The following is a 22,505-nucleotide window of genomic DNA, read 5'->3' as shown; positions in this document are numbered from 1 at the left end:
ATTATGTTTATATTTAAAACAGAGTTCTATAATATTAAATTCAAGAGTGAGTAAACGTAAGGGATAACTCTTACGTTTACTCACTCTCGCTATTCAACAACAGGAGTATATCTCCCAAAGTGGAAGCCAAGTTCTTGAAATCCTTGCTTGAGATAAAAGTTTTTTAAATGTTTTTCACAAGCAAGTTCTATTTTGTATACGTTGCTATGTTCTGCAAATTTTAAAGCATGATTTAATAAGGATTTGCCTAAACCAATATTCCTATATTTTGGTTGTATAACTAAATCATGAATATAACATGTTTTCTTTTTTTGCACACCACGCATTCGATTCCAAAAATGCAATGCTATCATACCAACGTTATTTTTATAAAAAGTATCTTCTATTAAAAAAATTACAACATCCTTAGGAATAGTTTTAATTTTTTTAACTCCTTTGGTATTTTGAGTTAAAAAACATAAAAGTTTAGATATATCTTGTATATCTTTGTCACTAGCCTTGTGTATGTTGTATCTACCAATGCTTATACCAAGACTTTTGATAGGTATATAAGAAGATAGTATACTATGGTTACCGACCAAAATATTAGCTTTATAATTTGCGAGTAAGTCATCTAATTTTTTTAACGCTGACAATGGGCTATCTGATTCTAACGTAATTTCTCCTATATTAACATGCCCATTAATTGCTATGTCTCTAGAATAATCATCTTTTATCCATTTTGATGCAGAAAAGATATTTTTATTGGAAACAATCTCATCAAAATTTTCCCATGTTATTTTACTAATAGTATTAGTATTTAATTCTTTGGTACTATTAGATGTAATACATATCTGAGCTAAAGCAAATTTGGGCAAAGAATTTGAAAGAAATGGTTTTGGATTAATCCCAGCAGCTATAGCTAATGTGGATTTTATAAGATCTGCATTATATATTTTTTTATGCCACATAGGTATATACATACCTCCTACTCTTGCATTAACCTCTATTAATTCTATCTCTAAACTTGGTTTAACTATCATTTCTATATGGAAAACACCAGATTTATAACCACATTTAGTTGCTGCAGTATACCCCTTGTTTATGATTTTTTTTTGTAAAGATTGTTTAAGTAAGGAAGGCATTAAATGCCCTGTTTCTAAGGCATATGGTTTATATGTAGGAAAATTATCACTAACTTTAGCATATAAGAGACATCCCTCATATATTACAATATCTACATCTATTTCATGCCCATGAACAATATCCTCTATCAAAAATAATTCATCTACTGAATGTATTTCAATATCTTGAATATATTTTTTTAGATCCATATCAGTATATATGAACCTAGCCCATTCTGAACGCATTCCATTATTAGGTTTGATAAAAAAAGGAGGAGGATATTTCTTTAATTCTTGCAGAGTGCTTAATTTTATTTCTCTACTAACCAAATCACTTTTTTTTAGAAGTGACAGCATCTGATACTTATTCCTAGTGTTCTCTATAGCTATTAAATCATTTCCTGGTAAATTATATTTTTTACTTAGTATAGAGCAAAGTTCTAACCATTCATCTCTATAAGTAACTATAGCAGAAGGCTTTAAATTACGGTCTTTTATATACTTTATAATAGATGTTTGTGCTTGATCATAAGAACTAACTTTGATGATATCATCAACTAACTTAGTTTTTGCTAAATTATCAGATAAAGGATTATCATACAATTCACAAAGATATAAATTTTTTATTAGAGGTCTTATTTCTTCAAATATATTAATTTTATATTTGGCTCCAAAATCTGATCCAGCACCTAGTATTATTACTGTATCAAGCTTAAAGTCTTTGCTTGCTTGCACAGAACAAATACTAAATATTAGATATAATAATAAACTTAAAATTCTATTCATACAATATTAATTATTAAACTTTGAAAAAAGTGACATAAAACCTTTTCCATTGGAGGAAAATATCCTTACCTGATGATTAGCATAAATCATAAGAATTTTGGGTGGTATATAAATAAAGCTATAATAATCTTTGTTTTGTATAGGTAAGAACCATTTTTCATGACTTAAAGCAAAACCTCTGTACGGATCTATTATCAGTGTATGTTTTTTGTTTTCAATTCTTCTTTTTATATTAGTATCTAATTCTGTAGAACAAGGACTAGTTTGTAATATAATATCTTGATGTTGATCTATATCCTTTAATTTTAAAGGACCTATATTATAATTGCCCCAGTTGAAATTAGTAGAATATAATATTACCTCATCAAGTTTTCTTGTTTTTAAGAACTCTCTACCTAATGGCTTCGGCCTTAACTGCAATAGAGATACTTGATCTTTATCTGAATAATAAAAACCTTCTATTGACCAAGCAACTTCTCCATAAAATGTTGTTAATAGTTTGTTAATTTTATCAATTGTGTAACTAAGCTTAATTATAGTTGATTTTGTTTCTGATGAAACTCCCAAGCCAGGAATACTTTCATATTCAGTTAACTCACCATTAAAAAATTTTGCGAACGCTCTTGCTGTAGAATTTTCCCACAATATATCTATTTCCATAGTATCTTTCTTGAATTCTGTATGAAATAAATACCCACCTGTTTGATTTATTAATTCTTGTAAAACCAAATACTTGCATGTTTGAGGTGCAATACTAATGTATTGTTGTATTTTATCTACTATCCCCTTTATATTTAATTCTTGAAAATTAATTTTTCTTGAACGCGAACTATTCACACCACGCATATTTTTATAAGAAAAAGATTTTTCATCATACAAGCTATATTTAATAACATACTGCTTTTTAGGTAGAGATTTTATTGTTTTAGCAATGTCACTTGGCAAGATCTCTTTGCTAAAAACAAATTGATAAGGTATATTTATATTAGGTATAGACGGTATCAATTTTTCTTTGACAATATCCTGTCCGTATAACCACTCTCCCTTGGTACTAATTTGTTCATTAGAAAAATTATGCTTGATAAAAAATTCTTCTCTATTATCAGCAAATGCTTGGTAGGAGATGATAATTATTAAAATAATTAAGTAGTATTTCAGCCGAGTAAAAATCATAGCAATTACACTCCTTTAATTGATAAAGTTTCATTACTATGATAGCCCTCACATCGTGCTTGTGGTTTTCCCACACACAGCTTTTCAATATAGCTATTCTGTTTCAACCTATCTTTCTTAGCTTTATTAGGTATAAGTTTATTTTCCATTCTACTCTCTAACCTCAGTGTATTAGTGAATTAAGCGTACTTACAATAACGCTATATTGTTGTTCTCTTCCCCATGTACATACCTTCCCTATACTCAAAGTAGTATGAGTCAGTCCGACTTCCATTGTATCATCCTTTAATTCTTGCTCTTAACAACTTGTTTTAAAGTACTCACTTTCATAAGAATACAATGGATATCCTAGGTTCAGATAAATTCCATCTTGTATCGTGTCGTGACCTGTGACCCACAACTGTCGAAAGTTCGAAGGTATAGCTGGTTTTAGAGGTTTTTCATAAGTAAAAAAGTAGATATAATCAAGTATTAGTTAAAAGATACACCGATTAATATAATTTACCTTGCTCATTGATAAGGAATTTATTAAAGATATTATTTTTTATTCATGAAATCTTTCTAAAACCCGCTATACCTTCGAGCTTTTGACAGTTGTGGTCTGTGACCCCGGTAGAGCATTAGTTGCTTGCCTTATCGCAACTACATATTCTGTTCTCCATGCCATAAAACATATCAACCTCTACGATATAATTCATTTCGGGACTTATACCCTTCACTTACGTTACAACCCGATACACCCCTCCTCTCAGCTTCATATAGTTCGTTACCTCCCTATATGTGAAATTTGGTTCTACACTGCTGGCTACATTTTGTGTAGGTTGGATTTTCACCAACTGTAATTTATCCACTTTGCCTAGAACCATCATAGTACCATTTCATTTATCTTATTTTTTGCAAAGCTACTGTATTTAGCACTTTCTGCAATTTGTTCAAAGCAAATTTACTTAAGATGGTACTTATTACCATGAAAATATATATTGAATATAACATAGAAACTTCTTAAGTTAATTAATAATTATTAAAGATAAATATTATAATTTGCAATAAATTATAACACTATAAAACAAATACTATACGAATAAAGAATAAAAACAAGTATAAATTTTTTTATTTATAAATAACCTGAGTTTGACACTCGATAATCTAGTTTTTACAAGGAAGGAGACAAAGCCCTCGTAATATGGTATAATATCGGTGTTAAAAGAACATTACACAGAGGGTTTTGTCATGACTGTAAATTGTAATGAACTATTGACCCATTTAGAGCAAGAATTATAATAAGAATTGACCCACCTAAAAAAAATATTAGCTCCTACATAAATTAATAATTTGTTAATAATATGTAGGAGTGTTTAGGGAGTGTTTATCGTGGAAACAATAGCAAAGATACATAAAATGTATCATGTTTGATGGCAAGGCAATTAGAGCAATTGCCAAAGAGCTTAATATATCAAAAAATACTGTTAAAAAAGTTATACGCAGTGATGCGACTAAGTTTGAATTAGTAAAATATACTAAAGCTAAGCCAGTTTTGGGTGAATATCTTGTGATATTGCATCAGCTATTAGCAGAGAATACACATATTGCTATTCATCGCTTAGTGCAAACAGTGTTACGTCACCAACTTCAGCAAACCATAGATAGTAAAAATAATATTTGTTCTACATTAAATTTAAGATGGTTTGAATCATTATTGCAGTTTTTTATAGATAATGAACATGAATTTAAACTTACTAATTCCTTTCAACAACTTATTGAAACTAACCAACAATTTAAAAGTAAATTTAAGGATAATTATAATGAAAATCTTGTGGCAATGGATTTAATGACTTCTTCTGTCTATTTTCATCAAGAAAAATATCAAGAATTTCTAACGATTCTTGATGAGGTCAATAGATATTTGCAGAAAACTGACGGTTTAGAAATATTAAAATGTAAAATTCTATATTTATATTCAGCATATTTTTGTAAAATGGGTAACTATAAAAAGGCTGAAGAAAAAATAAATACAGCAATTAACATATATAATAATATAAAAGTAAGTAAGTCAATAAAGGATAATGATCTAAAAAATTTAAAGGCAAACTTATTGTTCAATAAGGCTATTCTTGGTTTAGTCAAAAATAACACAACAACTACGGTTAATAGAAATAAACTAGAAATAGAGATTGCTATTAAATCAATTCAAGAAGCAATAGCTCTGTTTAATGAAACTCATAATACTAAAGGCTTTTTGCGATCAATAATAGTATATGGGAATCTACTTATTTTAACAAACCAAGCTGATAAAGTAATAGTAGAGTTTAATAAATATACTAGTTTAATTGAGAAAATAGCTGATGATAGCACAAAAATATTTTTTTATTTAACTTATTCTGATGCTTATTTTAGCAGTGGAGATTACAATAAAGCCTTGAATTATTGCAATAAGGCAAAACAACAAGCAGAAAAACTACATCTTGAACAAGAACTAAATCACATTCACCATAAGGAAAACACTATTAAAGCTTTATTACAGAAAAGTTAGCCAAATTTTACTATAACTATTTATTCCCTGACTATAACAATAAATTTACCCACTGTCTCCGTTTTACCGCTGTTCTATCGAATTTCAAAAAAAATACTCTAGGTGCTAAAACTTCTCTGGACTCTACTAGTGATTAGGGTAGTATATTAGTAGTGACCCACGTGGTGTGGTGTTCAAGCACCGAGGTTAGAAGCAAAGAAACGGAAATTTTTTAGTTCTAACCTCAGTGTCTACTTTTCGAAACCCAAAAAATAGGAGTTAATTCTATGTTGAGTGATACTGAAAATCAACAAAATAATAATAAACAAGATAAATTAACAAGTGATATTTCTTTTGAACTAGAACAAGCTGTGTTAAAACTGATTAATAATTTAGACAAAATAAACCTTGCACATATCAATCTACTTAACATAGCTTTGGAAAATGCTTTAGAAAATAATAAAACGCTAACTCACATAAATCTTCGTAATAGTAACATTGACGATGAAGGAGCAAAGATAGTTGCGAAGTTTTTGCAAAACAACAATATAGTAACCAAAATAGATTTAAGCAACAACAATATTAGCTGTGAAGGAGTAAGTCACCTTGTCCCAGTGTTAAAGAGTAATAATACTTTGGACGAAATGAACCTTGCAGATAATTATATTAACGATCTAGGAGCAGACATACTAGCCAAATTTTTAGCAAATAATAGGACTCTCAAGCGAATACATCTCGATAATAATCATATTGGTCCTAGTGGGAGTTTTAAACTTTGTAAAGCTTTAGAACTTAATAGTACTCTAACCGAAATAACACTTGGTCACAATATTTTTAGTCGTAAAGTAGCAGAGAAACTTGTAAAAATTCTAAGTAATAAAAATATTGTCAGCAAAATAATGGTGAGTTTTGGCGACAATGAAAATTATGATGTTAATCTTAATAATATTGATCCTAAACTAGAGTTATTAATTGAAAATCTAGAGAACAACTATATAGAAACTGATGGTATAACTATAAACTAGAAAAAACCCCACTACTTTTTCAGTTAGTCTTGATATTGTTATTTTCTTAAAGACTAACTGAAATGCAAATTTATTGACGTCATTGCCAATTCTACTTACCTTAGCAAATTTCAGATAAAAAATCTAAAATAACCAACTCAAAAGGAGTCTTGTACAAGTTCAATCTACCTTGTCAAGCAGTTTATATTATTACAAAAACATTAAATATTTCCAATATATCTGTAATTTTTGCCTTTTTAAATAAAGAAGTATTTTTATTAAATTTCCTAACCCATTTTCACGCTTGCAGTTATTATTACAAATTACTTTTAATAAAGTAATTTGTAATATTTTTAACTTACTACCAGTTCAATAAAATTATAGCTACTTTTCCTTAAATTTATATAGTTCGTTTATTTTACAATCAATTAATATTTTCCACCTATAACTATTTTTTAGATAAACCATTTTCTTTTTTTACCTCTCTTTTCTTCACCCACCTACCTTACCTAAATAACCCACTTAAGGAGCATTCTGCTGCCTATATAAAGCTTGCCAATAAAATAAACTATGTAGTTACAAGTTAGGTTTTAGCATTTGCTTTTGAAATCCCTCTACCCGCACTTGGGCAAACTAGGTAAACCTAGTTTGCCTGCGCTTAAAGATTCAGTTTTTGTCATTGCTATTACCCAAAACTTACAGCTTATAGCGGTAATAGCAATGGCAATATATCACTGTAATAAATCAGAAGTACGAAGAAGCAAAGGACAAAATGCAGTTGCAGCAAGTAGCTATATTTCAAGAAGTAAATTGCAGTTTTTTACAACTGACCGTAAAACAGGAGAAAAACGCACTATTACCTATAATTTTAACAGCAAGAAAGGACTTATTCATAGCGTAATTCTAGCTCTAGAGGGTTCTCCTAGTTGGGTGTATGATAGACAAGAATTATGGAATAGAGCAGAAAGTAGCGAAACAAGAAAAAATGCTGAAACCGCTAGAAAGCTGACCATAGCCTTACCAAAGGAATTAACTCAACAACAGAATACTGAACTGACCGAACACTTTGCTTCTGAGTGCCTAGTTAGCCATGGCATGATAGCAGATATAAACATTCATTATGACAATCCAAATAATCCTCATGTCCACATTCAGATGACTACTAGAAAACTACTACGTTTAGAAAATGGTGAAGTAATTTTTGGTGAAAAAGGACGTGATTGGGGAAGAAGAAATTTTTTATATTATTATCGAGAAAATGTAGCCTATTTCATCAACCAATATTTAGAAAAATATGGTCATTTAGCTAAGGTATCACATTTATCGCATAAAGCAAGAGGAATTGATTTAATACCGACTATCCATGAAGGAACAGCACATTATATACAAGACTCAAAATTAAGGTTAATAAATGAACAAATACTAAAAGAAAATGCTACCAAGATTAGAGAAGATATAGAATTAGTTTTTCAGAAATTATCAATTAACAAGCCAGTTTTTACTAAGGAAGAAATTGCTATAGCATTAGCCGATACGTTAGCTGTAGATATTGAGTCATGGCAAGCGGATAAACAAGGATTTCAGCAACGTTTAAGAGAGATAAGTAAACAATTAGTAGCAGAAGATTTAGCAACAGAAAATATTAAGGAAAGTCCTGTCCAAAATTTAACTATTTTAGCAGTTAGAAAATGTTATAATTTCAGTGTCGCTCGCAGTTATTATGTGCAACTCTGCTCTATCTACCTGACTCGGTATAAAGACCTTATCGCCCAAATGAAATTTAGCGATATCCGGTAAATGATCACTATTACTTGTGTGAACATTTTTCATGATTTTTCTAAGATTCTCGATATCTTTTGACTTATAAAATCTGACTGCAATTTTTCGCATATAATCCCCTGTAGTATCTGTATTGTAGGGGAGTTATTATATCATAAAAAATCACAATTTGCACCATATTTGTGATATTTTTACCTCATATTTTTATTAATATAATTTAAGTTGTTTTACAACAGGAAATCTCTTAGACAAGACACTAATAGTCAAAAAAGTGCTGCTAAAAAAATCACAACTCTTACTAAAAAAATAGTGACAAGTAGTTATTTAGTTGTTTGACAAATTATTATTATTTAATCTTAAATGGATTGATATGGCTATTACTAAAAATAATTAACGGGACTTTGTTGATAACTTAAGTACTATTCACTTTTGACCTAAATAATAAAGAGAGAAAAAAAATGCCTTTAACCGAAACAATTATACAACAAATAATAAATAACTCTATTACTAATCTTAACCTTTCTTCTAACCAGATAGGAGATGCAGGAGCGAAATCGCTAGCAGAATGCTTAAAGGATAATAAATCTATTACTACTCTTAAGCTTAATAATAACCAGATAGGAGATGCAGGAGCGAAATCGCTAGCAGAATGCTTAAAGGATAATAAATCTATTACTACTCTTAAGCTTAATAATAACCAGATAGGAGATGCAGGAGCGAAATCGCTAGCAGAATGCTTAAAGGATAATAAATCTATTACTAATCTTTACCTTTCTTCTAACCAGATAGGAGATGTTATAGCAAAAGAGATAGCAACAGAATTACAGATTAATAAAGACCCTATTAAAAAAGCTGCTAAGATACTAAAACAGCAACAACAAGCAGAAGCAGATGAAAAAACCAGACAAGAAGCTGAGAAACTTGAGCAAGAGACAAAGCTTAGAGAGCAAGAGGAAGCTAAATTAAAAGCCATAGAGGAAGCGAAAATGAAAGAATATATACTAGAAATACCGGTTGTAAAATTATTTGAGGTAGCAGATGGGGATAATCAGTTTGACAAGGATAATCAGGCTACTATCAAGCAAGTATCGGATTTAATCCGAGATGGTAACGACCGTCTGCAGGAACATGGCAAAAAGGGAATATTGCTACTTGGTAATACCGGGGCTGGCAAGAGTACACTCGCTCATTTGTTTAGTGGCAGAGAACTACAGGCGATTTTTGATAATGAAACTGATGAACTGGTTATTGATGCGATGCAGCCACTTGCCAATATTGTCATTGGTCATAAACTGGCTTCCGAGACTAAAATCCCTAATAAATGTTTTGCTAAAGATATAATCATTTGGGACTGCCCTGGCTTTAACGATACTGAGCCTGTTCAGGAAATTGCTAACAGCTTCTATATTAAAAGACTCTTTGAGACTACAGATCAGTTGAAATTTGTGTTGATAATAGCTGAATCAGATTTAAGGAGTAAAAGAGGCAATGATTTCCTTGAAACGCTATCTAACTTTATGAAAAGTTTTAAGGATGTTGGTTCTATAGGGGGTAGCATATCTTTAGTAATTACCCAGGTATCAAAAGACAAGGATACTCAGCATATCAGAAAATCTATAGAGAGAATATTAACAGATAATCAAAGGGCAAAGGATGAACACAAGGAACTAGTTAATAAGCTCAAAGATTGTTCAATACATCTATTCCATAGACCAAATGAAGAAGGTGAGTTAGTTGCACCCGATTTACTGGCAGCAATAGACACATCATCCAAATATTCTGACGTTAACGGTGAGATGGTCAACGTAACTATTTCAAAGGAAGCTAAGGAGTGTTCATCTCATTTGTTAAATACTGCCAGTAACAATTTTAATCAACTATTAGAAGTGATAGTTAAAGCTATTGGTAATGCAACTAAGTGCTTGAATGTCAATCCACTCAATGCATTTTCCGAGAATTATCATCTTGTCAAAGATTGGATACCCTCATCAATTAATTACAATCCACTGAAACAACATAGTGAAGGTGAATATTTTCTAGAGCTGGAATTATTATCAAGATTACAACAAGTATTTAATAAGTCGATAGATAGCATATCAAATGCCCTAATCAACTTTCAGATAGCAGTGGAGATTTTTGCTGAATATGCTGAATTTGGTAATGTTCAACTTCAGCATCAGATACAAGATTATGGTTATTGCTTACAGCAGCAATATGAATATGTGAAATTTTTTGCCAGTGTCTGTAAAGCTGAATTACCTGATCATGCAAAGATTGCAGAGTTAATAACAGCTTGCCATACTAAGGTAGCAGAAAATCTTGAGTACCAAGTTAGTAGCTTGCCTATTGACAAAAACCAATCTGACTCAGCTTATTATCATGAGGCTCTGAAATACCTGAAAAATTACCAAGATTCTCCTGCCTGCAAGAATCTCAAGGCTATAGCCTATAGTTGCTTAGCTACTATTGCTGAGAAGGATGATGCCAATGAAGCTGCATCGGTTTACTATACAAAAGCTGTCAAAGCCAATAGCCATTTACCGGAGATATATGAAAAACTGGGACAGTTATTTTTTAACAAGGGTGAATATGCTAAGGCGATTGATTGTTATAAAGTAGTTAATGATGAATTTGAGATAAAGGCATGTTTTAAGGCATGGTTAGGACAAGATAAAAGAAATCCAGATATAATGCTAAAGCGGGCTGAGTATTTTGAGTCTATAGGTTTATTTGAGAAAGCTAAAACATATTATCACGACGCATTCAGCCTCAGTCATGATGAAAATTTTAAGGCTACGGCTTTAGAGAAAATTGGGAATATTATGGCTAATACTGCTCCTCAGAGTCAGAATTTTATCACCAGAGCAAAGGAACATGATTTTTACAATTATGAGCTGGTAACTGAAGAATTTACCAACAATTTACTTGGAGATGCAGTCTTAAAATTTGATTTGTACTGCTAAGAGATTGCGAAACAGTTTGCTGTAAGTATACTCAATTAACCTGAAGAGTTGGCAAAATGATTAAAAGTTATAGTCTGAAATTGGTCAGTTATAAGAGTAAGCAAATTACCTTTGTATTTATCAATATTAGCAAAAAATCTATCTATAGCTTCTGAGAATTGAGCGAAATTATGGTAAAATTTATTATTTGTTACAATTCTATGCATAAATTTCCATAATCGTTCAATCGGATTAAGATTAGGGCTATAGGGAGGTAAAAATACTAATTCTATTTTGCTATTTACTAGATACTCCTTTACTTTCTTTGACTTATGATACCCAGCATTATCACAAATCAAATATATCTTCTCTTTATTAGGATTTTCTGCTTCTAATTTTTGTAGAAAATTGATTATATAATCACCGTTTACTTTAGGATTATCTGTGCTAACTAATTGCAAATCAGATAAATTAATTGCTCCTATTAAATGCTTCCTTTTCCAGCCACTAAATGTTGGTAAAGTTTTATTTTGATTCTTTCTGATCCAACCATAACGGGCTTTTGTTTGATACTGAGGATGAACGCTATCCATAAAATATATAGCTTCTTTAGCCTTGAGATTACCTTTTAACAAACTATATTCTAGCTTAAATAGTTCTTGCTTATCTATATCAAGCTTGCCGGGTACGATCTTTGGCTTCTTATATACAAAGCCTAATCTGATTAATAGTTTTGTTACTCCTGCTATTGTATAGGTAACACCGTATTTTTCTTCTATGTAATTGCTGATATCTTTGGCATAAACATAATTACATATTTCTAAATGCTCTATTAACTCTTTCTCTTCTAGCTCACTTAGCTTACTTGCACTAACACCGGTAGCTGTCTCTAATTTATTAAATTTTTGATAATCTCTTACATGCTTTCTTATAGCTTCTTCACTTAACAGCAATGCTTCTGCTATTTCTCCATAGCTCCAACCTTTATCATACAGCAAAACTGCCTTAATTCGGTCACATACTCTCCTATCTCGTTCATTACCATGACTTGACTTCAGTACCGTTCTTTGTTCAGATGTTAAAATATTTCCCATTATCATATTCTAGCTTCTTTCTTCTCTTCCTTCAACTCTTCATTTACGAGCAGTATATTACTTAGTGCTTTATAATTTCTGTGCTATACTAGCTTTATAATTGACAACTACTAATAGCAACATATATGGATAAAATAACTCCTCGAGTTGATTTGGCATTTAAGAAAATCTTTGGTGTAGAAGAGAATAAGGACTTGCTGATATCCTTGATTAATTCTATCGTTGGACAAGAGGATCAAGTGGCAGAGGTAACGCTGCTTAATCCATATAATCCAAAGAACTTTAAGAATGATAAACTCTCAATATTAGATGTTAAAGCCAAATCCGTTGATGGCAAAAGGTTCAATATTGAAATTCAAATTAGCGATGAAGCTGATTATGATAAGCAAGCTTTATATTATTGGGCTAAATTATATACTGAGCAATTAAAGGTAGCCCAGGACTATTCTACCCTAAGCAAAGCCATTGGTATTCATATTCTAAACTTTACTTCTATTACGAATGTAACTAAGTATCACAATGTTTTTCATATAGTAGAAAAAGATAGTGGCTTGTTATATTTCAAAGACCTCGAATTACATACTATTGAGCTTAATAAGTTTACTGATAATTCTTATGAGGAATTACCTGATATACTGAAAAAAGTAAAAAACTCTCTAGACATGTGGACAGCTTTTCTAACAAGACATGACCTACTTAACAAAGATAATTTACCTAAAGAATTAGACAATGTTGCCTTAAAAAAAGCTCTAACAGTGCTAGATGTTATGAACTTTACTGACGAAGAAAGAGAAGCCTATGAAGACCATCTTAAATGGTTACGTATCGAAGCTAATACTCTAAAGAAACAACTGGAAAAAGGTATAGCGAAAGGTAGAGAGGAAGGTAGATATGAAGAAAGAATAACTATAGCTAGAAAATTACTTAAAGAAAATATGACATCTGAGCATATAGCTAATATTACTGGTTTAATTATTGAAGAAATCAACAAACTACTAAAATAATTGATGGGACTTTATGATATATTTGCAATTGTTAAATACTTTGTTGTTTAGTGATAACAAAAAGAACTTAGAAAAAGCTGTTAACTTGCTTAATAATCCTAATGATCCTAGGCAAGGAAACTTAACGAAAGAGCAAGTTAGCGAAATTTTATCTTACGCTGTAGAATGTAATCCAAATCTTACTGCATGGTTTATTAATGATGCATTTAGAGAGCAAGCCAATAAAAACACCCAACATTCTAAGCTTAATCCTACATTATTAACAGATGTTACAATTAATCCTCAGGTAAATATACCTACAGAAGAGATGATTAATAATAACTATCCCAAATGCTAAGCCACCGCTTTCAGCGGTGGAATCATAGTGTTTGACATATACTAAAGATATCCCTAAATGATTTTGCCGTTCAAAGCAAAATCAGGAAGGATAAAGTATATGCCAAACTATAATAGTTTAAACCACTGTACATGGGAATGTAAGTACCATGTTGTTTTTACACCTAAATATCGCAAGAAAACGATATTTGGATTAATTAGGAAAGAGTTAAAAGAAGTGTTTCATCGTTTAGCGGGTCAAAAGGAATGTAAGATAGAGGAAGGATATTTAATGCAGGATCATGAAGTTATGATTAGTTGTGGTATGATGAAAAAGATATGCATAAGAATGACAAGCGAATATAAAAGTAAAAATTTAGATCATTGAGATTTAATAAGTGCCAAATGACTAGAATATTAAAACTGCTATAAAAAGGCTACAAATATGAAATTAGAATTAATACATAACTTATTATTCAATACAAATGCAGATGTTCTAACAAAATCTATAGAGGAACTTAATAAGCTGCAAGAAGGGGAGCACCCCTTACAACAACAGCAACTTAGTAACATTTTGAGTTATTGTCTACAATATAATCCCAATCTGACAAAAGAATTAGTTATAAACGTTATTGGACAGGAAGCAAGTTCAAGGCAAATAATCACTAAAAGTGATGCAGATATTACAACAGAATTTTATAAACAAGAAGCCAAGTATAATTTTTTTGGTTTTACCAGTTCAGAAGAATTTGAGCAACAGTTAAACACTGTTAATCTATCGCAAAAAGAGAATATGCTGAGAAAGTCTTTGGAGTACCATGAAAAGATTATAGCAAATAAACAACAAATTGCCAACCTTAAGATAGATGATAAAGAATTTACGAAATTTCAGCAAGACAATGTATCTTTGAATGACCAAGATATTACTCAAAGGATAAAGAAAATTACACAAGAGTCAAAGCCTAAAAGACCATCTTCACAAGAGAAGAAAGATTTAGAGCAACAACAGAACATTATTCAAGAGCAAATAGATTTTTGTGAAAAAGATGCAGGACAGCAAAAGGAAGCAATTGAAAAGATAAATGAACAGATTAAAAATCTAAAACAAAAAATAGTAAACTCTGATGCAAAACGTCTAGAACATTTAGTTAATCAAGAAAAGATTTTAGAGAATAAAAAAGATAGTTTAGAGCAAATTGCAGGACGACTAAAATTACAAAATACTGAACAAAGTAACATATTAGTAGAGCTTAATAATAAATTAAACGAAGTAAAAGACAAGCTTGCTGCTAGTAGTATCAAGCCATCTAGTCAAACTAATAGTGAATTATCTTGTTTAAAAAAGATGAAGTTTGAGAGAGAGACTACCTCATTAGAACAAAAATTACAAACCCTAGAAATGCAACAAGTAGTACGATTATCTAGACACGAAGTTGCTAGGAAACAATTTATAGAAGCCTTCAAGTTTAGTAAGTTAGTGGCTGATCATGTAGAACAAAATAATACATTCAATAATAATTTAGTCAATAAACATGCCTACGATATGGTGGTTTGTTTTGGAGGCAATGTTGAAAAGCAAAATAACGCTATTATTCCACAGGATATAGTAACAGTTTTTAACAACTTCTTACATGACAAAGGTTTAGACAAAGTAAGAAAACCAGTACATGATAGTTTTTCTACTTTTCATTTACCTCAAGATGGGAAAAACATCACTTTAGATGCATGGCAAAGTTTGATTAAAGTAAGCGGCAAGAAGGCAATGAATCTCTTTGCATCAGCCGATAAAATTGAATTAAAGAAGGCTGAGTTAATGAATAGAGAGGGGCATATTCCTCCTATAACTATTGATGATGCGATAGAAATAAGATCACAGATTACCTATAAACGTGCGACTGAATATAAAGAATTAGCAGCACTTTGTGATCAATATAGGTTGTCAGAAGATACTTTTAATAAATGTCTGCAGGTTGCACCAAAACGTAAAACCAAAGATAATTTGCCAAATATAGTCATTAGTGGTGATAAGATTCAGCAGACAGATAATAGCACTCAGGTTAATACTAAAGGATATCATTTAGTTAAATTACCCATTGATGATCCAAGAGCTTATATTTTGGGTAACATCACTAATTGTTGTCAATCAATAGGCGGAAATTCTGAGAAGTGTGTAATTGATGGTATTACAAAGGAGAATAATGGTTTTTATGTATTATTGAAAGATAAAAATACAAAAATTTCAGGTAAGCCTATTAATGCAAAGGGAAAAATAGATTATAATCACTATGATATAGTAGGACAAGGTTATGCTTGGCTGAGCAAAGAAGGTAATTTTACATTTGATTCATGGGAGAATCTACGTAATAAAGAATCCGGAAATTTAAGAGACGATGCGGTTGTTGTACCTATGTTACAAGAATTTGCTAAACAAGTGACTCAAGACAACAAGGTTTCAAGAGTAACTATCGGAACAGGTGGGAAAACCCCTGAATATTTCAAAACAGCAAATACTACGTCTAGAGAATTCATGCTGGAAGGATATGATTATGGTGATGCAGATTGTCAGTCAGTAGTAGGACAAAGCATACAATTAACTGAACTACAGGAAGAATTAAAGGTATATTTAGCAGAACAAACCAATCAAATTATATCTATAAATCAAGGTAAAGAAACTAAGAGAATAATTAGTATTCTTAAAGAAGGAAAGACAATTTTAACAACGGAAAAGAACCAAGTTCTTACTTCAAATAATGCTATGACCGCATATAAGGAACAATATATTGCATTTGATGAGTTAAAGGATTTAGAAGTAGAGAAAATCAAGGCTCTTACTTCACAGGCTGCCATGACTGCATATAAGGAAAAATATATCACATTTGATGAGTTAAAGGATTTAGAAGCAAAGAAAATTGAATATCTAACATCATATGATGCACATGAAGTATATAAGGGATATGTTACATTTGATCAACTGAAAGGTCTAGAAGCAGAAAAAATCAAAGCCCTTATTTCATATGATGCACATGAAGTATATAAGCGATATGTTACATTTGATCAACTGAAAAGTCTAGAAGTAGAAAAAATCAAAGCCCTTACTTCATCTGATGCACATGAAGTATATAAGCGATATGTTACATTTGATCAACTGAAAGGTCTAGAAGTAGAAAAAATCAAAGCCCTTACTTCATCTGATACACATGAAGTATATAAGCGATATGTTACATTTGATCAACTGAAAGGTCTAGAAGTAGAAAAAATCAAAGCCCTTACTTCATCTGATGCACATGAAGTATATAAGGAATATGTTACATTTGATCAACTGAAAGGTCTAGAAGTAGAAAAAATCAAAGCTCTTACTTCATCTGATGCACAATTTATGTATGGTAAAAAGTATGTCAAAAAGACATGGTCTGGACAACAGTTTTACTATGGCAATACATATGCCACATTTGACTAGATGAAAGGTCTAGAGACAGAAAAAATTAAAGCCCTGATATCACCTGCGGCACAGTTTATGTATGACAAAGAATATACCGCATTTGACCAACTGATGAATTTTGAAGTGGAGAAAATAGAAGCTCTAACATCTAAAAATGTACTCTCTGTATGTAACAGTAAAAATGCTACATTTTCTGATATGCAAAATCTTAGCATAGAAAAAATCATTGATTTAACGTCACAGAATGCTATAATACTTTATGATAAAGGAGTTACCTTTACTTTTTTAAAATATTATGGTCTAGAAGAAGGTCAGCAATTACAAGCACTTTATAATACCAATCCTGTCGAAGCTGATAAACGGCAAATAGAGGAATGCGTCAAAGCTATAGCAAAAAAATATCCTGATAATAATCCAAAGTTTGATAAAGCAATTAATGAATTTGTTGACAAATTAGCCATTTCTCGAGAAATCACTAATAAAGGGGCAAACAATGATCCTGAAGAAACAAAAAAATATCTAATAACTACTTTAGAACAATTAGCTAAAGATAATCCTGCATTAAGCCCACCACTGAATCGTATTAAATTATCAAGTGTAGCACAAGATTCTAAGCTCCAAGCAGCAACTGAAGCATTAGCTAGCTACGTGGTGGTAGGAGATCAGAATAATAATATGCCTATAAATAGTTTTGTTAAAACATTAAAGCCACCTAACACGATTTCGAGAAGATAAAATGTAAGTATGAGGAAGACAAATTGTGAATCCCACGGGTCTATCAGAAAGATTGTGTAAGTATGATGTCAGAGTTAGTCCATCTTTGATCGACATTTGCCCATTTTTGGTCATCAGTACCACAAAGTATGGCAAATTGATTCAAGGCAACTGACCAATCTTTAATTGGCATTGTCCACTTCTTTTGAGCGTTTGTCAATGCCAAAAATATTATTTTCTGAATTGATTTATCATCTGGAAATACCCCTTTATTTTTAATAATTTTCCTGATTTGCCGATTGGCTGATTCAATAGTATTAGTAGTATATATTGCCTTTCTAATCCCTTCAGGGAAGCTAAAAAGCGGGGCTATACCTGACCAAAGACGTTGCCACATGTCAGAAATTACTGGATATTTTTCGTCCCATTTTTTACTAAAGTTTTGTAGCTCTCTAATCCCTTCCGCCTCGTTTATTGCTGTATAAATTTTCTTTAAATCAGCTGTTACCGATTTTAAATCTTTATATGACACGTACTTGGTAGAATTCCTAACCATATGCACGATACATAATTGTACAATAGTTTTAGGAAAAACACTATTTATAGCTTCAGGAAAGCCTTTTAGACCATCTACACAAGCAACATATATCTTTTCAATTCCCCTATTCTTTAGCTCAGTTACCACTTGCATCCAAAATTTAGAACCTTCATTCTTGCCAACCCAAATACCAAGTAACTCTTTCTTACCTTCCATATTAACACCTATAGCTATATAAACTGCTTTATTTATTATAGTGTGGTTGTCTCTTCCTTTAACATCTATGCAGTCAAGATATATTATCGGATATATACTATCAAGGGGACGATTCTGCCAATTTATAATATCCTCCAAAACTCCGTCAGTTACTTTAGATATTAATTCTGCAGATACTTTGGTAGAATAGATTTCCTCTAAATGTCCTTGTATCTCCCTTGTAGTCATACCTCTTGCATACAGAGATATTACCTTCTCATCAAACACTTTAAATTGTCGAACTCCCTTAGGAATTAATAGGGGTTCAAATTCTCCTTCTCTATCTCTTGGAACATCTACTGTTATATTCCGACCATCTTCATCTATTATAGTCTTTTCATAACTACCATTGCGTCTGTTTTCAGATTCTTTCTCATCCTTGGAATGCTTCTCATATCCAATATAAGATTCCATCTCTTTTTCTAGAATCTTATTAACTAGTTGTTTTTTTAACTCTTGCAATATCCCATCTTTGCCAAAAATTTCTGATGGATTGCTTTGTGACAAGAGTTCTGATACTACTTTTTCTACAGATTGATTTATTGTTTTTGTTTTCTTCTTCATATTAACCTCATGTAAGTGTTTTTTCGTAATCTTATTTTTACTACTTTTTTCAACTTACACAATCTTTATGATAGACCCGTAAATTATTACATATTGTCTTTGGAGTAATTAAAAATAATTCTATCTTTAATCCTATTTTAATCCTTGACTCTTAAGACAGTATTAGAACCCTAGTATACACTATGTGCATCAACTATTGATTGTGACTTTTAAATTACCCTATTGAACTTATATAAAATAATTATAGAAATATAAACGATTCAATGCTATAAGTGACTCATAATATAATCATGTTATGATTTGGAGAGGTGGCCGAGAGGCTGAAGGCGACGGTTTGCTAAACCGTTATACGGGTTAACCGTATCGAGGGTTCGAATCCCTCTCTCTCCGCCATTCGGTACAAGTTGTCGTTTTTTCAAAAATATCGAACGGGAAACGTAGAGAGGTCTCAAGTTTTTTGCCCCTCAGTTTGAGGTTCTGAAATACGAAATTTATCATTTTGCGTTTTTGGGGCATTTCAGAACCTTTAAAAGTTTCATAGGCTTCAGATGCTAGAGTTATTAGCGTTGTAGCGGTATCAGTAAATTTATCGTCTGCTTCCTCATAAACTTTAATTAAACGAGCAATTTCATATTGGCGATCTTTTAATTGTTGTTTTTTTCTTTGAAATTCTTCTGTGCTAAGTTCTCCATTGAGTCGCAAATCTATTAATGAATTTAATCTATTCTCATTTTCGGTGTGTTCTTTCTTTAAAGCAGCTGTTGCTTGCCCATGCTCATCTTTCTTTAGCTCATTTGTGTTTTTTAAATAGGCTAGAGTCTCTTTTAGCATTTCTGGGTCTCTTATACCTATTCTTTTAAAAACCTCTTCTACCTGCTTTAAAACCTCATCTTCTCTTACATAAATCTTTTTGTTTGGATTCTTTGGATCCCATGTACCTAAATAAGTCCATTCGTCCACTTTGCCATCTGAATATGTTTTGCTGTGAGTTTCAGCTGTTACAACTTTACCAGTTACTGCACAGGTGATTAATCCTCTAAAAAGAAAATCCTTACCACCATATTTAAAAGGCTTCTTCTTCGACCCTAAACGTACATCTTTACATGCCATAAAAGTCTTTTTTGTTATAATTGCTTGGTAACCATGTGACCACATCTCTCCTTTTACTCTCATTTCACCATAATAGAAAGGTTGTTGGATCATTCGATGCACTACTGTTTTATTGACGTAGCAATTGTTTTTGCTTCTAAGACCAAGCTCCTTAGCTTTTTCAGTCAAATAATTAAGAGTATACATTCCTGTTGCATATTCTTCAAAGAGTTTTTTTATGATAGAACCTCTTACAGGATCGAGAATTACTATACTGTTTCCTCTTTCATCTCGACTATTTAGGTAACCAAGAGGGGCTGGTCCTATCCACTCTCCTTTACGCAATTTATGATCTAGGCTTCTTTTAACGTTATCACTTAAACTATCAACGTAAGATTGTGCCATCAATACGTTCATCCCCCACATTAGCTTTGCATGAGACTGAGAATCTTTATCTATTATGTAACCTTCTGTTCTAAAATGTAATTCTATCTTACCAGCTTTTATTGGTTCTTCTAGTAATGAAATTTCTGAGATTCTTCTTTGTACTCGATCTACTTTATCAGCAACTATAGCAATTGTTTCTCTATGGCTTTTAGCAAATTTGATCATCTCTTTAAATTGTTTGCGATCACCTCTGCTGGAAGATTCGATAATTTCAAAAGTTTCGATAACTTCAAGATTTTTACGTTGGCAATATTCTACTAATCTATATTTTTGAGCTTCAATTGAATACCCTTCTTCTTGCTCCCTTGTTGAAACACGAACTAAAATTATTGATTTTGTTGCTTTATCTGTCATATTTTCTCCTTAGATAATAAATTTTGCTTTAATTAGAAAGTAGTATGTACTCAAAGAGCAGAGATATATCAAGCACCGCACAAGTCAAGTTGAATTATTATTAAATTACCCCATCTCCTTCAGTATTAGAGCCAAGTGTAACATTTTTTTAGTATTAATAATTTTTGGTTATTGTAAATAAATTGTTCTGACACGTAGTAGTGTGCTACATCAGTTGGTTTGTTATTAAACTATTATTTTAGCTCTTTTAAGGCTATTACACGGCTTTTTAGTGTTCTTATGGTAGGAAATCAGTTTTTTAAATTATTACGCTCTAAGTCTAAATATGGGCTTTTTTTAAATCATATTTCATCTTACTTTGCTCATCCCTTTGCTTTTTTATCTTATAATCGGTAATCTCCTGACAAAAACCTATTAGGTTTCTAGCTGCTGTGTGAAGTTCTTGGTCTGTAAGTTTACCTTTAGACATAATTGTTAGTTTGCTAACAATTGCTGTGTAAATTTCTTCAGACGAACGTTTATCTCTGTCTATTTCTTTTATCATCTGCTGTATATAAGCATTTTGCATAATATTCCCCTGTTGTTAAGCTTTTAGTCCTACTGTTTTTATATTACTGTTAACTATTTTTTTTTGATTTACAATAGCCATTTCATAACGTGAAATGATCTATAACTGATAAATTCCTGTCTTATTTGGTTTTATATATAAAAAAATTTCATGATTTGAAAAATTTTCTTAAATTCTTTGTATTTAGACAACTAATAGTGTTTTGTTAGTAAGGATTAAATATTAATGCTAATCGTTATGAAATTACTCACATGGTTAGAACTGTCTAAAGTGTCCGTACGAGAATTTGCTAAAATGATAGGTAAGAATCAAAGTTTAGTACATAAATATGTCTACGAAGAAACAATACCTGGACCTAAAGCTATGATCAAAATTTACACGGTTACTAAGGGAGCAGTTGATGCCAACATTTTTTTTAAGCTTTCTGACCAAATATTTGAAGAAGAATTAAAAAATAAAAAGAACCCTCCCAAACCTGAAATAGATTTTAGCTATTAATACTATCAGTTCGTTATAAATCTCTATTTTTATCGACCAATTACTTAAGCTAGTTAAGTGGTAGAGAATAATCTTATATTTACTAGCTTATCTATAACATTGTACTTCTAGGTTGTTATTTTTATTACATATAATCATTTAAGTTGATTATATGTTTTATAGCTAAGCGAAATAGCAAGGTTATTATTAGTTGTAAATATCAATAAAATCTTCTTAATTATAGGTATTAAGTAATAAAAGTTATCCACAAAATCCGTGCATTAATTTGTGGATGAATATGTGTATAATATGTGGATATCACGTGGATAAGTTTTTTTACCCTGTGGATAA

At 31.2% G+C, this 22,505-nt stretch carries 17 protein-coding genes and 1 tRNA gene; 11 read left to right on the top strand and 7 right to left on the bottom strand.

Annotated elements, in window-relative coordinates; all coding sequences use genetic code 11:
* Nucleotides 1–89 precede the first annotated feature (89 nt).
* From ACFEL2_RS05675 to ACFEL2_RS05665, 3 genes are read right to left on the bottom strand one after another with little or no spacing between them, the layout of a single operon-like run.
* The gene (locus tag ACFEL2_RS05675) at nt 90–1,889 is read right to left on the bottom strand and encodes a GNAT family N-acetyltransferase (RefSeq protein ID WP_375331728.1); all 1,800 of its coding nucleotides are present in this window, start codon (nt 1,887–1,889) and stop codon (nt 90–92) included.
* A gap of 6 nt (nt 1,890–1,895) precedes the next feature.
* A complete protein-coding gene (locus ACFEL2_RS05670; RefSeq protein WP_375331727.1) occupies nt 1,896–3,062 on the bottom strand; it encodes a hypothetical protein in 1,167 nt (388 codons plus the stop codon).
* A gap of 5 nt (nt 3,063–3,067) precedes the next feature.
* Nucleotides 3,068–3,211 carry a hypothetical protein gene (locus ACFEL2_RS05665; RefSeq protein ID WP_375331726.1) on the bottom strand — a complete coding sequence of 48 codons (144 nt, stop codon included), beginning with the start codon at nt 3,209–3,211 and terminating at the stop codon, nt 3,068–3,070.
* A gap of 1,256 nt (nt 3,212–4,467) precedes the next feature.
* On the opposite strand from ACFEL2_RS05665, the gene ACFEL2_RS05660 reads away from it, so the two are divergent.
* The 4 genes from ACFEL2_RS05660 to ACFEL2_RS05645 all read left to right on the top strand — a co-directional run bounded on the left by ACFEL2_RS05660 (nt 4,468) and on the right by ACFEL2_RS05645 (nt 11,317).
* On the top strand, nt 4,468–5,592 hold the full coding sequence (locus ACFEL2_RS05660) for a hypothetical protein (RefSeq protein WP_375331725.1): 1,125 nt from the start codon (nt 4,468–4,470) through the stop codon (nt 5,590–5,592).
* Nucleotides 5,593–5,858: 266 nt separating this feature from the next.
* Nucleotides 5,859–6,596 carry a hypothetical protein gene (locus ACFEL2_RS05655; protein ID WP_375331724.1) on the top strand — a complete coding sequence of 246 codons (738 nt, stop codon included), beginning with the start codon at nt 5,859–5,861 and terminating at the stop codon, nt 6,594–6,596.
* Between the two features lie 627 nt (nt 6,597–7,223).
* The gene (locus ACFEL2_RS05650; protein ID WP_375331723.1) at nt 7,224–8,372 is read left to right on the top strand and encodes a MobA/MobL family protein; all 1,149 of its coding nucleotides are present in this window, start codon (nt 7,224–7,226) and stop codon (nt 8,370–8,372) included.
* Nucleotides 8,373–8,812: 440 nt separating this feature from the next.
* Nucleotides 8,813–11,317, top strand: coding sequence for a hypothetical protein (locus ACFEL2_RS05645; protein ID WP_375331722.1), 2,505 nt, complete (start codon nt 8,813–8,815; stop codon nt 11,315–11,317).
* A 35-nt stretch (nt 11,318–11,352) separates the two neighbouring features.
* On the opposite strand, the gene ACFEL2_RS05640 is transcribed toward ACFEL2_RS05645, so the two are convergent.
* Complete coding sequence (locus ACFEL2_RS05640; RefSeq protein WP_375331721.1) at nt 11,353–12,390, bottom strand: IS630 family transposase; 1,038 nt, start codon at nt 12,388–12,390, stop codon at nt 11,353–11,355.
* Between the two features lie 125 nt (nt 12,391–12,515).
* Between ACFEL2_RS05640 and ACFEL2_RS05635 the strand changes: the two genes are divergently transcribed.
* The 5 genes from ACFEL2_RS05635 to ACFEL2_RS05615 all read left to right on the top strand — a co-directional run bounded on the left by ACFEL2_RS05635 (nt 12,516) and on the right by ACFEL2_RS05615 (nt 17,883).
* A complete protein-coding gene (locus ACFEL2_RS05635) occupies nt 12,516–13,394 on the top strand; it encodes an Rpn family recombination-promoting nuclease/putative transposase (RefSeq protein ID WP_341751938.1) in 879 nt (292 codons plus the stop codon).
* Between the two features lie 13 nt (nt 13,395–13,407).
* Complete coding sequence (locus ACFEL2_RS05630; RefSeq protein WP_341751939.1) at nt 13,408–13,731, top strand: hypothetical protein; 324 nt, start codon at nt 13,408–13,410, stop codon at nt 13,729–13,731.
* Nucleotides 13,732–13,830: 99 nt separating this feature from the next.
* A complete protein-coding gene (gene tnpA / locus ACFEL2_RS05625) occupies nt 13,831–14,097 on the top strand; it encodes an IS200/IS605 family transposase (RefSeq protein WP_375331720.1) in 267 nt (88 codons plus the stop codon).
* A 57-nt stretch (nt 14,098–14,154) separates the two neighbouring features.
* Nucleotides 14,155–17,166, top strand: a complete 3,012-nt coding sequence (locus ACFEL2_RS05620) for a hypothetical protein (protein WP_375331719.1) — start codon at nt 14,155–14,157, stop codon at nt 17,164–17,166.
* A complete protein-coding gene (locus ACFEL2_RS05615) occupies nt 17,167–17,883 on the top strand; it encodes a hypothetical protein (RefSeq protein WP_375331718.1) in 717 nt (238 codons plus the stop codon). It abuts the gene before it with no gap.
* 43 nt (nt 17,884–17,926) lie between these two features.
* Here ACFEL2_RS05615 and ACFEL2_RS05610 read toward each other — a convergent pair whose 3' ends face one another.
* A complete protein-coding gene (locus tag ACFEL2_RS05610) occupies nt 17,927–19,219 on the bottom strand; it encodes an IS256 family transposase (protein ID WP_375331717.1) in 1,293 nt (430 codons plus the stop codon).
* Between the two features lie 302 nt (nt 19,220–19,521).
* Between ACFEL2_RS05610 and ACFEL2_RS05605 the strand changes: the two genes are divergently transcribed.
* Nucleotides 19,522–19,612, top strand: a tRNA-Ser gene (locus ACFEL2_RS05605).
* Here the strand turns inward: ACFEL2_RS05605 and ACFEL2_RS05600 are convergent.
* Nucleotides 19,574–21,109: a recombinase family protein gene (locus tag ACFEL2_RS05600; RefSeq protein WP_375331716.1), complete on the bottom strand. Its 1,536-nt coding sequence runs from the start codon at nt 21,107–21,109 to the stop codon at nt 19,574–19,576. The genes ACFEL2_RS05605 and ACFEL2_RS05600 overlap by 39 nt on opposite strands.
* A gap of 319 nt (nt 21,110–21,428) precedes the next feature.
* A complete protein-coding gene (locus tag ACFEL2_RS05595) occupies nt 21,429–21,677 on the bottom strand; it encodes a hypothetical protein (protein WP_375331715.1) in 249 nt (82 codons plus the stop codon).
* Nucleotides 21,678–21,914: 237 nt separating this feature from the next.
* Here ACFEL2_RS05595 and ACFEL2_RS05590 point away from each other — a divergent pair, with 237 nt between their 5' ends.
* Entirely contained in the window at nt 21,915–22,175 is a 261-nt protein-coding gene (locus ACFEL2_RS05590; RefSeq protein WP_341751286.1) for a hypothetical protein, read from the top strand.
* Nucleotides 22,176–22,505: the final 330 nt, after the last annotated feature.

This window comes from Candidatus Tisiphia endosymbiont of Temnostethus pusillus, from assembly GCF_964264675.1.
Classification (GTDB): Bacteria; Pseudomonadota; Alphaproteobacteria; order Rickettsiales; family Rickettsiaceae; genus Tisiphia.
Note: the sequence above shows the minus strand (reverse complement) of the source record. Positions and strands in the feature narration are given on the sequence as shown.